Origin of the sequence: Novosphingobium sp. THN1 (genome assembly GCF_003454795.1) — a bacterium.
Classification (GTDB): Bacteria; Pseudomonadota; Alphaproteobacteria; order Sphingomonadales; family Sphingomonadaceae; genus Novosphingobium.
Window position 1 is genome coordinate 2333936 of the sequence record NZ_CP028347.1, and the last position, 14550, is coordinate 2348485.

The 14550-nt window shown below is 65.0% G+C and carries 14 protein-coding genes and 1 pseudogene; 9 read left to right on the forward strand and 6 right to left on the reverse strand.

From position 1 onward, the window contains the following. Positions 1-13: 13 nt before the first annotated feature. Both C7W88_RS11535 and bla read right to left on the reverse strand, forming a co-directional pair. Positions 14-970 (reverse strand): 50S ribosomal protein L11 methyltransferase, encoded by a 957-nt coding sequence (locus C7W88_RS11535; RefSeq protein WP_118073642.1) that lies wholly within the window; start codon positions 968-970, stop codon positions 14-16. Then, the gene (gene bla, locus C7W88_RS11540) at positions 967-1830 is read right to left on the reverse strand and encodes a subclass B3 metallo-beta-lactamase (RefSeq protein WP_240344602.1); all 864 of its coding nucleotides are present in this window, start codon (positions 1828-1830) and stop codon (positions 967-969) included. Before bla ends, C7W88_RS11535 begins: the two co-directional genes overlap by 4 nt. A gap of 157 nt (positions 1831-1987) precedes the next feature. Between bla and sdhC the strand changes: the two genes are divergently transcribed. From sdhC to C7W88_RS23710, 4 genes are all read left to right on the forward strand, one after another. Beyond that, on the forward strand, positions 1988-2413 hold the full coding sequence (sdhC, locus tag C7W88_RS11545) for a succinate dehydrogenase, cytochrome b556 subunit (protein WP_118074733.1): 426 nt from the start codon (positions 1988-1990) through the stop codon (positions 2411-2413). A gap of 34 nt (positions 2414-2447) precedes the next feature. After that, positions 2448-2837 carry a succinate dehydrogenase, hydrophobic membrane anchor protein gene (sdhD, locus tag C7W88_RS11550; protein WP_118073643.1) on the forward strand — a complete coding sequence of 130 codons (390 nt, stop codon included), beginning with the start codon at positions 2448-2450 and terminating at the stop codon, positions 2835-2837. Further along, complete coding sequence (sdhA, locus tag C7W88_RS11555) at positions 2834-4645, forward strand: succinate dehydrogenase flavoprotein subunit (protein WP_118073644.1); 1812 nt, start codon at positions 2834-2836, stop codon at positions 4643-4645. Before sdhD ends, sdhA begins: the two co-directional genes overlap by 4 nt. A 123-nt stretch (positions 4646-4768) precedes the next feature. Continuing rightward, positions 4769-5491: a hypothetical protein gene (locus C7W88_RS23710; RefSeq protein WP_240344604.1), complete on the forward strand. Its 723-nt coding sequence runs from the start codon at positions 4769-4771 to the stop codon at positions 5489-5491. Positions 5492-5515: 24 nt separating this feature from the next. Here C7W88_RS23710 and C7W88_RS11565 read toward each other — a convergent pair whose 3' ends face one another. Then, positions 5516-6190 carry a hypothetical protein gene (locus tag C7W88_RS11565; protein ID WP_205525171.1) on the reverse strand — a complete coding sequence of 225 codons (675 nt, stop codon included), beginning with the start codon at positions 6188-6190 and terminating at the stop codon, positions 5516-5518. A 75-nt stretch (positions 6191-6265) separates the two neighbouring features. Then, positions 6266-7122 (reverse strand): annotated as a pseudogene (locus C7W88_RS11570) (neutral zinc metallopeptidase). 95 nt (positions 7123-7217) lie between these two features. Between C7W88_RS11570 and C7W88_RS11575 the strand changes: the two are divergent. The 5 genes from C7W88_RS11575 (at position 7218) to C7W88_RS11595 (ending at position 12973) form a co-directional block, all read left to right on the forward strand. Next, positions 7218-8003 (forward strand): 3-hydroxybutyrate dehydrogenase, encoded by a 786-nt coding sequence (locus C7W88_RS11575; RefSeq protein WP_118073645.1) that lies wholly within the window; start codon positions 7218-7220, stop codon positions 8001-8003. A 159-nt stretch (positions 8004-8162) separates the two neighbouring features. Further along, the gene (locus tag C7W88_RS11580; RefSeq protein WP_118073646.1) at positions 8163-9653 is read left to right on the forward strand and encodes a M28 family metallopeptidase; all 1491 of its coding nucleotides are present in this window, start codon (positions 8163-8165) and stop codon (positions 9651-9653) included. A gap of 91 nt (positions 9654-9744) precedes the next feature. Further along, on the forward strand, positions 9745-11202 hold the full coding sequence (gene guaB, locus C7W88_RS11585; protein ID WP_118074734.1) for an IMP dehydrogenase: 1458 nt from the start codon (positions 9745-9747) through the stop codon (positions 11200-11202). A gap of 10 nt (positions 11203-11212) precedes the next feature. Beyond that, a complete protein-coding gene (locus C7W88_RS11590; protein WP_118073647.1) occupies positions 11213-12400 on the forward strand; it encodes an RsmB/NOP family class I SAM-dependent RNA methyltransferase in 1188 nt (395 codons plus the stop codon). 66 nt (positions 12401-12466) lie between these two features. Then, the gene (locus tag C7W88_RS11595; protein ID WP_240344607.1) at positions 12467-12973 is read left to right on the forward strand and encodes a tetratricopeptide repeat protein; all 507 of its coding nucleotides are present in this window, start codon (positions 12467-12469) and stop codon (positions 12971-12973) included. Positions 12974-12985: 12 nt separating this feature from the next. Here C7W88_RS11595 and C7W88_RS11600 read toward each other — a convergent pair whose 3' ends face one another. After that, positions 12986-13471, reverse strand: a complete 486-nt coding sequence (locus tag C7W88_RS11600; protein WP_118073649.1) for an RNA pyrophosphohydrolase — start codon at positions 13469-13471, stop codon at positions 12986-12988. Further along, on the reverse strand, positions 13468-14421 hold the full coding sequence (locus C7W88_RS11605) for an alpha/beta hydrolase (RefSeq protein WP_118073650.1): 954 nt from the start codon (positions 14419-14421) through the stop codon (positions 13468-13470). Before C7W88_RS11605 ends, C7W88_RS11600 begins: the two co-directional genes overlap by 4 nt. Positions 14422-14550: the final 129 nt, after the last annotated feature.

Consider the following 14550-nt stretch of genomic DNA (forward strand, 5'->3'; position numbering starts at 1 on the left):
GCCCCGTTGCGCACTACCAGCGTTTAGACCATTCGGGCAGCACGCCCACCCGGCTTGAGCGAACGCTACCCGCCGCCCGCCGTCGCAGCCACAGGATGGACCAGTCACCCCGCACCATCCGCGCCGCCAGTCGCAAGCCCGCCTTGCGATAGGCCGCGCGCACCGTGGCTTCCTGCGTCTCCAGCAACCCTGCCAGAAGAACGCTGCCACCGGGCACGACGGCGCGGGCAAACTCGGGGGCCAGTTCGACCAGCGGGCCGGCCAGGATGTTGGCGATCAACAGGTCGTAAGGGCCAGCCGCTTCCAGCATCGGATGATCCATGCCGGCGGCAATGACCATTGCCATGCGCCCGGCACCATTGCCGAGCGGAATCCCGTTGTTGGCCGCGTTCTCCGCCACCACCGGCCCGCAGACCGCATCGATGTCGCTGGCGATGGCGCGCGCCCTTGGCCACAGATGCAGCCCGGCAAAGCCGAGCAGACCGGTGCCTGTGCCGATATCGGCAAGGTTGCGCACGGTCACGCCCTGCCGCTTCATGTGGCTCAGCATGGCGAGGCAACCCGCTGTCGTAGCATGTTGGCCGGTACCGAACGCTTGGCTTGCGGGAATGACGAAGTCCCGAACGCCGCGCTGATGGAGCGGCGGGTATTCCGGCGTGTGGACATGGAACACACCCTCGCGGATCGGCTCGACGCCCTGCTGGCTCAGCGTCACCCAGTCAGTCTCGGGCAGCTTCTCGATGTTCAGTTTGGGCGGAGTGCCCTCGAACAGGTCGGCGATGGCGTTTTGGTCGGCCTTGGTCGGCTTGCGGTCGAGCCATGCTTCGAGCTGCCAGTCCTCGGGCCTGTCCTCGGCGATCTCGCTGCCGGCGATGACGATGTCGTGGTCCCAGTCCCAAGCGTCCTCATGCGCGATCAGCGCAGCCTGAACGACGTCGCGCGGCGCGAAGACGGTGACTTTCCAACTCATTTCGCAAGTGCCTTTTCCAGACGGTCCCGCGCGCCAGCCACCAGTGCCCTGCAGGCGTCCGGGCTGGCCAAGGGCGCCGCGCCGCTCATCCGCTCGAACATCGCGCTGGCAGAGGGATGCGGCGTCAGCAGGATGCCACACTCCAGCGCCTCGACTTGCGCGAAGGTCTTGCGGAACATCGCAACGCGCTCGGGGTGATCGGCAAAGCGGTAGGTGCCGAGCGGCAGCGCGGTCAGGCTGTCGACGTAGGTGATCGTGCGGCAGTCGTTGCCCTCGCACGATTTCCAGTGCCAGCTGGTCGAACCTTCGGTGTGGCCGGGCGTGGCGAAGGCGGTGATCTTCAGCGGACCGATGCTGAACACGTCACCGGTCTTGAGAATGAAGTCGACGCGGGCAGGGGGGCTGCCATGGATTTCCTGCGCCTGCGGATCAGCGGGGCTGATCTTGCCGCTGCGGATGACCTTGGCCGCTTCGGCGGTTGCCACCACTCGCGCGCCCGTTGCCTTCTGCAACGCAGCCAGCCCGCCGACGTGATCGAAGTGTTCATGGCTGGAAACAATCAGGCCGATGTCCTTCGGGTTGAAGCCGAGCTTCCGCACGTTGGCGAGCACCTGAGGTACGGCATCCTCCATCCCGGCATCGACCAGAATGTGTCCCTGCGGACCTGTGATCAACAGGACCGTCACCCCGCAAGTGCCGACATACCATGCATTGCCGAAGACACGGGCGGGCGGTGCGGGATCGGAGAAGCCATCCTTGTCTTCGCATGACCGCGCGAGCGCAACGGCATCGGACCGGGCAGGCGGGGCGGGGGCGTCGCCGCAGTTGCGGCCAGCAGGACGAGAGTTAGGCTCATGCAAGGCCGTCTAGGCACCGCGCTGGGCGAGTGCAACCGGCTGTCCTTTTTTACATCCCGCATACGCTTGCGCAGGCGGTCTTTTCGACTAATAGGACTCGCAATCCGTCGCGGGGGCTGTCCTTTCCGCGATCCTTGTACCTAGTCGAGGGGGTATGTTCATGGCGCAGGCGCGCAAGGCACGGCCGATTTCTCCGCATCTCCAGATCTGGCGCTGGGGCCCGGCCATGCTGGTTTCGATCCTGCACCGCATCACCGGCAACGGCCTTGCGTTCGCGGGCCTGGGGCTTCTGCTGTGGTGGATCGGTGCGCTGGCAAGCGGGGCTTCGGCCTATCAGACCTTCCTCGATTACGTGTGGCTCGGCACCGGCGGCGGCCTGCAGACGGTCACAGCGATTCTCGGCAAGATCGTGCTTGTCGGCCTGACCTGGGCCTTCTTCCAGCACGCCGCATCGGGCATCCGCCACCTGATCCTCGACATCGGGGCCGGGTACGAGCTGGAAACCAACGCCCGCTGGTCGAGCCTGACGATCGTCATCTCGGTCCTTCTGACCGTCGCATTCTGGGCCTTCGTGCTGCTGCGCTGAGCGCCGGCACGAACCTTAGCTAGAGAGGCATCTCATGGGTAACGGCACCTCCATCGGTCGCGTTCGCGGGCTGGGCTCCAGCCACGAAGGCACCCATCACTGGCTCACGCAGCGCCTGACGGCCGTGGGCAATCTCGTCCTGATCACGTTCCTGATCGTCAGCCTCGCGCTGCTGCCGGACTACAGCTACGCCACGGTGCGCGGCTGGGTGGCGCGCCCGCTGCCGTCGATCGCGCTGATCCTGATCATGATCAACACCTTCACCCATGCCCGTATGGGCGTGCAGGTCATGCTCGAAGATTATGTCCATGAAGAAGGCGGCAAGGTCGTCGCCTGGCTTCTGGTCAATGCAGTGCCCTTCGCGGCTGCTGCCTTCGGCATCCTTTCGGTTCTGCGCATTGCGCTCGGGGCGCATAAGACATGACGACTCAGCCTGCCTACAAGATCATCGACCACACCTACGACACTGTCGTCGTCGGTGCCGGCGGTTCGGGCCTGCGCGCCACCATGGGTTCGGCCCAGGCCGGCCTGCGCACCGCCTGCATCACCAAGGTCTTCCCGACCCGCTCGCACACCGTGGCGGCACAGGGCGGCATCGCCGCCTCGCTCGGCAACAACTCGCCCGACCACTGGACCTGGCACATGTACGACACCGTCAAGGGGTCGGACTGGCTGGGTGACCAGGACGCCATCGAATACATGGTGCGCGAAGCTCCGGCTGCGGTCTATGAACTCGAGCACGCCGGTGTGCCGTTCAGCCGCAATCCCGAAGGCACGATCTACCAGCGCCCGTTCGGCGGCCACATGCAGAACATGGGCGAAGGCCCGCCGGTGCAGCGCACCTGCGCCGCGGCTGACCGTACCGGCCACGCCATGCTTCACGCGCTGTATCAGCAGTCGCTGAAGTACGACGCGGACTTCTTCATCGAATACTTCGCGATCGATCTGATCATGGAGAACGGTGAATGCCGTGGCGTGATCGCGCTCTGCATGGACGATGGCTCGATCCACCGCTTCCGCAGCCACGCGGTCGTGCTGGCAACCGGCGGTTACGGCCGTTCGTACTTCACGGCTACCTCGGCTCACACCTGCACCGGTGACGGCGGCGGCATGGTCCTGCGCGCAGGGCTCCCGCTGCAGGACATGGAATTCGTGCAGTTCCACCCGACCGGCATCTACGGCGCAGGCGTGCTGATCACTGAAGGCGCACGCGGCGAGGGCGGTTACCTCACCAACTCCGAGGGCGAGCGCTTCATGGAGCGCTATGCACCCTCGGCCAAGGACCTCGCCTCGCGTGACGTCGTCTCGCGTTCGATGGCCATGGAAATCCGCGAAGGCCGCGGCGTTGGCCCGCACAAGGACCACATCTACCTGCACCTCGATCACATCGATGCGGGCGTCCTGGCCGAGCGTCTGCCGGGCATCACCGAAAGCGGCAAGATCTTCGCCGGCGTCGACCTGACCCGCCAGCCGCTGCCGGTGGTTCCGACCGTCCACTACAACATGGGTGGCATCCCCTGTAACTACCACGGCGAAGTGGTCACCATCGGTGCTGACGGCAACCCCGAAACGGTAGTTCCCGGCCTGTTCGCGGTGGGTGAAGCGGCCTGTGTTTCGGTTCATGGCGCCAACCGCCTCGGCTCGAACTCCCTGATCGACCTTGTCGTGTTCGGCCGCGCTACCGGCCTGCGCCTCAAGGAGCTGATCAAGCCGGGCACGTCGCACAACTCGCTGCCCAAGGACAGCGCGGACCTCGCGCTGACCCGCCTCGATCACTTCCGCCATGCCAAGGGCGGCTCGCCTACGGCCGAGGTTCGCGTCGAGATGCAGCGCACGATGTCGGCCCACGCCGCGGTGTTCCGCACCGACGAGCTGATGGCCGAAGGCAAGGTCAAGCTCGCCAACACCTACAAGCGCATGGAAGACATTCACGTGTCCGACCGTTCGCTGATCTGGAACTCGGACCTTGTCGAGACGCTCGAGCTGGACAACCTGATCAGCCAGGCTTCGGTCACCATGCATTCGGCCTACAACCGCAAGGAAAGCCGCGGCGCGCATGCGCACGAGGATTTCCCCGATCGCAACGATGCCGAGTGGATGAAGCACACCGCAGCCTGGTTCAATGGCTGGGGCGGCAAGGGCGGCGAGGTCCGCCTCGACTACCGCCCGGTCCACGAATACACGCTGACCGACGACGTCGAGTACATCAAGCCGAAGAAGCGCGTGTACTGACCTGACGCTGGTCCAACAGGGCCAGACGTTTGTCGATCATTGAATGATGTGATGCCGGGGTAGGAATACTCCGGCATCAGTCATTTCTGGCCCGCACGACGGGCAGCCTGGGGAGGCAGTTCGATGAACATTGGTACCAAGCGTGCGAAGTGGGCCTTGATTGCAGGGGCTGCCCTGATCGTCAGCGCGGCGGGCGCGATGGCCCAAGGCATGACGGACATGCCGACGCCACCGGCTCCGCCCGCGCCACCCGCACCTCCGGCTCCGCCGTCACCCCCCGCACCGCCAGCGCCGCCTGCGCCGGGCATGGAGCAGCAAATCGTCATCGTCGAAAGGCATGGCGGTGCGGATGGCCAGGACTACGTCCGCACCGTCACCCGCGATGGCAAGACCTTCGTGTTCAAGAGCGACAAGCCCATGTCGGATGTCGACGTGGAGGCCAAGATCGCCCGCGCCGAGGCAAGCATTCCGCCCGTTCCGCCCATGCCTCCGGCCCCGCCGCTCGCCGGCAAGGGCGAACGCCGCATACAGCGCGTCATCGTGATCGACGGCGAAAGCGAAGGCGTGACCGACATCGTTTCCGAGGACGGGCCGCATTGCCGGGGCAAGAATGCCTACGCCAACGTCGACGCTTCCGAAGAAAACGACGGCAAGGTCACCCGCGTGCGGATCCGCACTTGCGGTAATGAGGCAGACATCGAGAAGCATGCCATGGCCCAAGCGCTCGCCGGCATTCGTCAGGCGCGCGAGGAAATCGCCGGCGACAAGACGCTGTCAGACAAGATCCGCAAGCAGGTGCTTGAGGAACTCGACGCTGAAATGGCCAAACTCAAGGCCAAAGGCTGAACAGTAGCGGGTCGGGGCTGGCTGTCAGTCAGCCTTCTGGACGACTGGCTTGCTTTCGAAGCGGATCGGATCGGCGTTGCCCGACTTCGATTTTGACGACTTCTTGTCCTCGTCCTTCTTGCTGTCGCCCTTCTTGTCGCTTTCGGCCTTGGCCTCGGCCGCTTCACGCGCGGACCACAGGGCTGAAACGTCCTTGGGGCTTGCCGCGCGCGCAGGGTATTTGCAGCCGCGCTGCTCGCCCACGCCCTTGAGATAGGCGCGGCGCACCGATCCTGCGTAAATCGCCTCGTTCCACTTGCGCTGCTGGGCGTTGGCTCCGCTGATTTCGCGGATTACGCCACCGAACGGGATCAGCGAGCCGACCAGCGACTTGGCGATGTTGCCCATCTTGAGCGTCGAATTGCCATCGTCGCGCGCCACGTCGATGTCGTCGCCCAAGACAGCGTCGAGCTTGGTGACCTCTGCCGCGATCGCTGGGCACTTGCGCATGCCGGCAAGATCATAGGGCTTCTGCCGCGCGGCGACGAGGATGTCCGGCACTTCGTCCTTCTTGATGTTGAGGTCGGACAAGGGCTTTGTAACAACATCGCCCGCCGTCACCTTTTCCTCCGAAACCGCAGTCTGTGCGGCGAGAGGAAAGGCAACGACGAGCGTGCAAGGCAGTATCGTTGCGAACCGAAGGGCCTTGGTAAACTTCATTTGCTGCTCCCCGTTTAGCAGCATGAAGCCACGGCCCGGCTTTCCGTTCCATGAATTAATGTTAACGGCTTTCGACTATAGCGCGGCAAAGGTGTCGCACTGATCCTCGTCGGCTGTTTCCAGGCCCTTGCGCAGCCACTGCATCCGCTGCGCCGCGCTGCCATGCGTGAACGCGTCCTCGACCGGGCGGCGGCCAGCGGCCTTCATCAGCGTGTCGTCGCCGATCTGGTGCGCCGCGCGCATCCCTTCCTCGATGTCCCCCGCTTCGATACGGTCGCGGTTGCGGCCTGCCCAGACCCCGGCGTAGCAATCCGCCTGAAGCTCGAGCGCCACCGAGTAGCGGTTGGCCTGGCTCGGGCTCTGGCTCTGCAACTGCCGCACCTTCGCCGAAGTGCCGAGCAGGCTCTGGATATGATGGCCATATTCGTGCGCCATCACGTAGACGCGGGCAAAGTCCCGCCGGCGCCCATCTGCCGGTCCATTTCCGTGTAGAAATCGGTGTCGATATAGATGCCGCTGTCGCTGGGGCAGTAGAACGGCCCCATGGCGCTCTGCGCCGCGCCGCAGCCGGAGCGGCCGTTCTGCGAGTAGAACACCAGCGTCGGGGCTTCGAACGGGATATTGGCTTGCTGGAACAGCGGCCCCCAGGTCTTGTTGAGCGAGGACAGCGCATTGCAGCTTTCCTTGCTGAATTCGTTGACCGTGCAGCTTTCGGCAAGCGACGTGCCGCCTTGCTGCTCGACCGGTGCCGACATCTGACCCTGCTGCATCGAACCGAGCATCTGCATCGGGTCCACCCCGAACACCACCGCCGCGATCAGCGCAATCACGATCGAACCGCAACCGACCTTGCCGCCGCCCCCAAAGGGAAAGCCGCCGCCGCCGCGCTGGTCCTGGACGTTGATGGAACTGTCGAAATCGTCGAGCCGCATGGGCAATCCCCTTTTTTGCGTTTGCGACTGGACAAGCGGCGAACCGCCCGCGATGCCAGCGCGATCAATCCATCCAGAAACCTCGGAGTAATCGAATGTTCCTGAAGGGCAAGTGCGCGCTCATCACCGGCTCCACCTCGGGCATCGGCCTCGCCTATGCGCGGGCGCTGGCTGCAGAAGGAGCGGACATTGTTCTAAATGGCTTCGGTGATGCCGAACAGATCAAGGCGCTATGCGAAGAACTTGCCGCTGTAAGCGGCGGCCGGGCGATCTTTGCCGCGGGCGACCTGACGAAGCGCGAAGGCACCGAAGCGATGGTCGCCACCGCGCTCGCGGAGTTTGGCGCGGTCGACATCCTGATCAACAACGCCGGAATGCAGCACGTCGCCCCGGTCGAGTCATTCCCGGTCGATAAATGGGACACGATCATCGCGCTCAACCTCACGGCCGCGTTCGACGCCTGCCGCCTGTGCATTCCCGGCATGAAGGCCAAGGGCTGGGGCCGCATCCTGTTCACCGCCTCGGCGCATTCGCTCACGGCATCGCCCTACAAGGCCGCCTACGTTGCGGCCAAGCATGGCATTGCCGGGCTGACCAAGACGCTTGCACTGGAACTTGCAACCGACGGCGTGACCGCGAACTGCATCAGCCCTGGCTATGTCTGGACGCCTCTGGTCGAGAACCAGATTCCCGACACGATGAAGGCGAGGGGCATGACGCGCGAACAGGTCATCAACGATGTCCTGTTGGAACGGCAACCCACCAAGCAGTTCGTCCAGCCGGAAGATTGCGCAGCGCTCGCGCTGTTCCTGTGCCGCCACGAAGCGCGCAACATCACCGGCGCGAATTACAACGTCGATGGTGGCTGGGTGGCGCAATAAAGGGCAACCACCACCTCCTATGTAAAGTTCTGTTCATCATCCACGCCCCAATTGGGAACTTGCGCCGCGCTCCTGCTTTTGAGAGCAAGGGTCTGCGACGAGACGTGTGGGGTCGGCGATGAAGCGTTACGGGGGCAGCACGATGGCGATACGGGGGCCTTGGTCCTCGGCGCGCTGCTCCTCGTCTCCGCGCGGCCGGCGCCGAAGAAGCCCGGCCCGGTGGAGATCGCGCTGAAAAGCCACGTCGAGACCTTGGCGAGCGACGCCTTCGATGGACGCGAACCGGGCACCGAGGGTGAAACCAAGACGCTGCGCTATCTCGCGCGTCAGTGGTTCGACATCGGCCTGTCTGCCGGGACCAACATGCCTGGCAATGGCTGGTTCGCCCCGGTCGAACTGGTAGAACGTGAGCCGGTGCTGTCACGCTCCAGCTTCATGCGTGGCCGCAAGCGGGTGAACTTGCCGGCCGACAGCGTGTTCGTGGTGACGTCGGGCCTGCGCAGCCTTGTGCAGGATGCGCCGCTGGTGTTCGTCGGGCAAGCCACGTCACCCGTCACCGCGCGCGCCGAACTGGCCGGGCGGATCGCCGTGATGCTCGACAGCCTGCCGGAGGGCCTTGCGCGAGAGCGGGCAGGCGATCGCGCTGGGCGGTTGCTTGATGCCGGTGCCCTCGCGGTTGTCACCGTTCTTGATGATGAGCGGGGCCTGGAGGACGTGATCGCCCGCCGACGCCGCGCCGGCTACGCCGTGGCAGGGGAGAGAATCGGTAGTGAGATCGAGGCATTCCTGTCGCCCGCAACGGCCGAGGCGCTGCTCGCAGGGACGGCACGGCCGACCGTGGCCAGGCTTCAGGCAGATGCCCGGGCAGCAGACTTTTCCCCTTATCTTCTCGGCATATCCGGCACTTTCGAGGCGACCAGCCGCGAGACCCGGATCAAGACCCACAACCTGATCGGCAAGCTGGAAGGCCGCAATCCTTCGGCTGGGGCGGTCTTGATGATGGCGCATTGGGACCATTTCGGCGAATGCGGCAGCGCGCCGGCCGAGGACGTGATCTGCAACGGCGCGATCGACAATGCATCGGGCCTCGCTGTCCTTACCGAGACCGCGCGCATCCTCTCACGCGGCAAACCGCTGGAGCGCGACGTCTATTTCCTCGCAACCACCGGGGAGGAACTCGGCCTGCTCGGCGCGATGGCCTTTGCCGAAAACCCGCCGATCCCGCTCGATCGGTTCGTGGCGGCGTTCAATGTCGACAGCACCGGGCTGGTCCCGCCAGGCGGGCCGATCGGCGTGGTCGGCAAGGGGCTGACCCCGCTCGACCCGCTGATTGCCGATGTCGTCAAGCGCATGAAGCGCAAGCTTGCCGCAGGGGAGGGGGCGAACGCCTATATCCGGCGGCAGGACAGCTTCATCCTGATGCAGCACGATGTTCCGGCGGTGATGGTCAGCAATTCCTACGGTGACATGGAGCGGACCGAGCGCTTCATGGAGGATACCTATCATCGTCCCAGCGATCAGCCGGGGCCGTGGATCGACTATGCCGGGATGGCTGATGACGTGAACCTGCAGGTCGAACTGATCCGCGCCTTTGCCGATCCGAAGCGCTACCCGGCACGTGCTTCGGCGGCGCCTGCAAGACGGCCCTGAATTCGGGAACCAAACCCCCTAGCGGAACCGCCCCTTCCTGTTTACATGGGCCGCCACGAATCTCCCCGGACCTTTGGAAGTGGCGCGCATCATGGATATCCCTCTCGGCCTTACCTTCGACGACGTGCTGCTGCGTCCTGCCGAGTCGGATATCGTGCCATCGATGGCCGATACGCGCACGCGCCTGACCCGCGGCATCAATCTCAACATTCCGGTCCTTTCCTCGGCGATGGACACCGTGACCGAGGCCGACATGGCGATCGTCATGGCGCAGCTGGGCGGGATCGGCGTGCTCCACCGCAACCTCTCGATCGAAGAGCAGTGCGCTGCGGTCCGCGCGGTGAAGCGATTTGAGAGCGGCATGGTCGTCAATCCGATCACCATTTCACCAGATGCGCCGCTGGGCGAGGCCCAGGCCCTGATGCGCCAGCACAAGATCAGCGGCATTCCGGTGGTCGAGGCATCGGGCAAGCTCGTCGGCATTCTCACCAATCGCGATGTGCGCTTTGCCGACAATCCGCAGCAGCCGGTGCGCGAACTGATGACGCACGAAAATCTTGCCACGGTAAAGCTCGGCGCCAGCGGCGACGAAGCGCGCCGCCTGCTGCACCAGCGCCGGATCGAGAAGCTGCTGGTGGTTGACGATGCGTTCAAGTGCATCGGCCTGATCACGGTGAAGGACATCGAGAAGGCCGTGACCTTCCCCGATGCCACCAAGGACGCCGCCGGCCGCCTGCGCGTCGCCGCCGCCACCACCGTGGGCGAAAAGGGCCTGCTGCGCACGCAGGCGCTGGTCGAGGCCGAGTGCGACGTTGTCATCATCGACACGGCACACGGACACAATCGTGATGTCGCCCGCGCTGTCGAAGCGGCCAAGAAGCTGTCCAACTCGGTGCAAGTGATTGCGGGCAACGTTGCCACCGCCGAAGCCACCCGCTCGCTGATCGATGCAGGTGCGGATGGCGTGAAGGTCGGCATTGGCCCCGGTTCGATCTGCACCACGCGCATCGTCGCGGGCGTTGGCGTGCCGCAGCTTACCGCCGTGATGGAATGCGCCGAGGAAGCCGAAAAGTCGGGCGTTCCGGTCATTGCCGATGGCGGCCTGCGCACCTCCGGCGATGCGGCCAAGGCGCTTGCCGCCGGCGCCAGCTCGGTGATGATCGGCTCGATGCTGGCCGGCACCGAGGAAGCCCCGGGCGAGACGTTCCTCTATCAGGGCCGCGCCTACAAGTCGTACCGCGGCATGGGCTCGGTCGGCGCGATGGCGCGCGGTTCGGCCGACCGCTACTTCCAGCAGGACATCAAGGACCAGATGAAGCTGGTGCCCGAGGGCATCGAAGGCCAGGTGCCCTACAAGGGACCGGCCAAGGACGTGGTCCACCAGCTTGTCGGCGGCGTGAAGGCCGCGATGGGCTACACCGGCAGCAAGACCATCGAGGACCTGCGCAAGCGTGCGCAGTTCGTGCGCATTACCAACGCCGGGCTTCGCGAAAGCCACGTCCATGACGTGACGATCACGCGCGAGGCGCCGAACTACAAGGTTGGCTGAGGGCCGCTGAATGACGCCTCCGGCGCGGGTTCAGGCCGCGATCGATCTGCTTGATGCAGTGATTGCGGCAGCCAGGACGCAAGGGGCTTCGGCAGACCGGATTGCGGCAGACTGGTTCCGGGCGCGGCGTTATGTCGGCTCGAAGGACCGTCGCGCCATTCGCGAACTGGTGTGGAGCGCGATCCGGGCATGCGGCGAAGTGCCGGTGTCGGGGCGCGCCGCGATGCTGCGTCTGGCGCAAGCGGACGCGGCGCTGGCCGGGTTGTTCGATGGATCGAACTATGGGCCTGCGCTGATCGAGGCAGGCGAGCCAGTGGCGATCGGTGGCGTTGCGCCGGCGTGGCTGGCGGAACAGCTCGCCGCTTCTGGCCTTGATGATCAGGAACAGGCCGCGCTGCTGGGAAGGGCGCCGCTCGATATCCGGGCCAACGTCCTGAAGACCACGCGCGACGAGATGCGTCCGCGCCTGCCGGTCGAGGCAGAGCCAACGGTCGCGCCGCAGGGCTTGCGGCTGCCCTCGGGCACGGCCGTCGAATCCTGGCCCGAGTTCGCCGAGGGGCTGTTCGAGGTGCAGGACGCCGGAAGCCAGATCGCCTGCATGGCGCTCGGCGTGCAGCCCGGCGAAGCGGTGGTCGACCTGTGCGCCGGGGCTGGCGGCAAGACGCTCTCGCTGGGCGCGGCGATGGCCAATCGCGGCAAGCTGCTCGCCTGTGACATCGATCGCCCGCGCCTGTCGCGCCTGCCGGAGCGCGCCGCGCGCGCCGGGGTGCTGGTCGAGACGCGCCTGCTCAATCCGGGGCGCGAGGCGGAAATGCTGGCCGACTGGCGGGGCAAGGCCGATGCGGTGATGATTGACGCGCCCTGTTCGGGCACCGGCACCTGGCGACGCAATCCGGAGGCCCGCTGGCGGCTCGATGCGAAGGCGATCCAGCGCTACTGTGCGATGCAGGCCAATGTGCTCGATATCGGGGCATCGCTGGTAAGGCCGGGCGGTCGGCTTACCTATGTGGTCTGCTCGCTGCTCGATGCCGAGGGTGCGGACCGGATCGAGGCCTTCCTTTTGTCCAATCCGGGCTGGGATGTCGCGCTGCCGCCGCTGCCTGCGGGCCGGGCGCGCGGGCGCGGCTGGCGGCTTACGCCCTTTGGGGATGGCACTGACGGGTTTTTCTTCGCAACGCTCGTACGCCGTGTTAACTGAAGCGTCATGGACGCGGGTTCATTCAATGATGGTCCTTCCCAAGGTAACCGGACCAAGGAGCTGCTGATGCGTTACGCCCCCATTGCCCTCGCTCTGTCGCTCGTCGTGGGCGTGACCGGTAGCATGGGCGTGGCGAAGAACACGGCGCCTGCCGATCCGCGCGTCGAAGTGCTGCTCAAGGATGGCCGCGCCGCGCTCGCCAAGGGCGATGTTTCGGCCGCGACGGACAGCTTCGAAGCGGCCTTGGCTATCGACCCCGCCAGCAATCCTGCGCTCTTGGCGCTGGCCGATGCCGCCCGCCGCGATGGGCTGCAGGGCAAGGCGATCCACTATTATCGCCAGGTGCTTGAACGCGATCCCAACAACGTTGTCGCCATTTCCGGCGAGGGCGGCGCAATGGTAGAGAAGGGCGCTCTCGAAAAGGCCCGGCGCAACCTGACCCGGCTCGAGGGCCTGTGCGGCAAGAGCTGCGCCGAAACCGCAGAACTCTCCGCCGCCATCGCGCGCGGTCCGGCCAAGAAGGTCGTGTCGGCCGAAGCCGTGATCCCGGCCGAGAAGGTCGAGACGAACTGACTCGGTGACCGGTCAGATCAGGTTGCGGAATTCCTCGACCACCTGCCGATAGACCCGCTTCTTGAACGGCACGATCAGTTCCGGAACCTGCTCGGGCTCGACCCAGCGCCACGCCTCGAACTCGGCATGTTCATGGGCATTGAGGTCAATGTCGGTGTCTTCGCCCGAAAAGCGCATCAGCAGCCACTTCTGGCGCTGGCCGCGGAACTTGCCGCCCCACATCTTGCCCATCAGGAAATCGGGCAGGTCATAGAGCAGTTCGTCGCGCGTTTCGGCGATGATCGTGACGAGGTGGGAGGCGACGCCGGTCTCCTCCTGCAACTCGCGCAGGGCGGCGGCGTGGAGGTCCTCTCCATCGTCGATCCCGCCCTGCGGCATCTGCCAGGCGTCCATTTCCTTGTTGTCGATCCGCTTGCCCACGAACACGCGCCCGGCGCTGTTCACAAGCATGACACCGACGCAGGGACGGTAGGGAAGCCCGGCAAATTCGTCGTTCATTTCAACCTTTCCAATAGCAGCCGAACCGCCTTGAAGATCGACTGCATGTCGGCCTGCGCGCTCGGGATCGCCTTGCGCACCTGCGTAAACCCGTGGATCGTCCCTTTCATTTCAAGAAAGACGACTTCTGCTCCAGACCGGATGAGTTCCGCGCCATAGACCCGCCCGCTGTCGCGAATCGGATCGAGGCCTGCCGTCACTAGCACCGTCGGCGGCGTGGTCGAGTGTTCGCCATAGATCGGATAGGCGCGCTTGTGGCCGGTCACCGCCTGATAGGCATTGGCGAACCAGTTCATCGAATCGGAGGTAAGCAGGAAGCCTTCCGCAAAATCGAGGAACGACTGGTGATCGGGCTTGTCGTCGGAAAGCGGATAGATCGGCACCTGCATGATCACCGGCACCGCCGCCGGGCTTTCGACCAGCGCCTGCGTGACCACGATCGTCAGGTTGCCACCGGCGCTGTCGCCCATCGGGATAAGACCGGTGATCTCGCGCCCCAATGCAACCGAGTTCGCCGCGATCCAGCGCGCTGCTGCCTCGCAATCGTCGGGCGCGGCGGGGAAGGGGTGTTCAGGCGCGAGGCGATAGTCCACCGCGATCACCGGCAGATCGAGTTCTGCCGCGATTTCGGTGCACAGGCTGTGGTGGCTGTCGAGATCGCCGATCACGAAGCCGCCGCCGTGGAAGAACACCACCGCAGGCCCTGCCTCGCGCGTTTCGCGCAGGTCATAAAGGCGCAGCGGAATGTCACCTGCCGGGCCGGGGCAGGTCAGGTCGCGGATCACGGCAAGTTCGCGCGGATCGGCTTCGGCGAGTTGACCCATCGCAATGTAACTGGCGCGCGCAGCCTCCAGACCCATCTGGCTCATCGGCGGGGCATCGGTGCTGTTGAGGAAGCCCAGGAAGGCTTGAACGTCGGGGCGCACGTAGTGGGTTTTCTGATCGGTCATGACAGTTCCTCGTCCCGCAAACAGGATTCGTTATAAACACCGTGGTAAGTTGGCTTTTGCAACTTGACTGGCAAGCGGGATCGGAATCAAGAGCGCAGGAGGATTTTTCGCCCTGCGCAGATTTTCTTC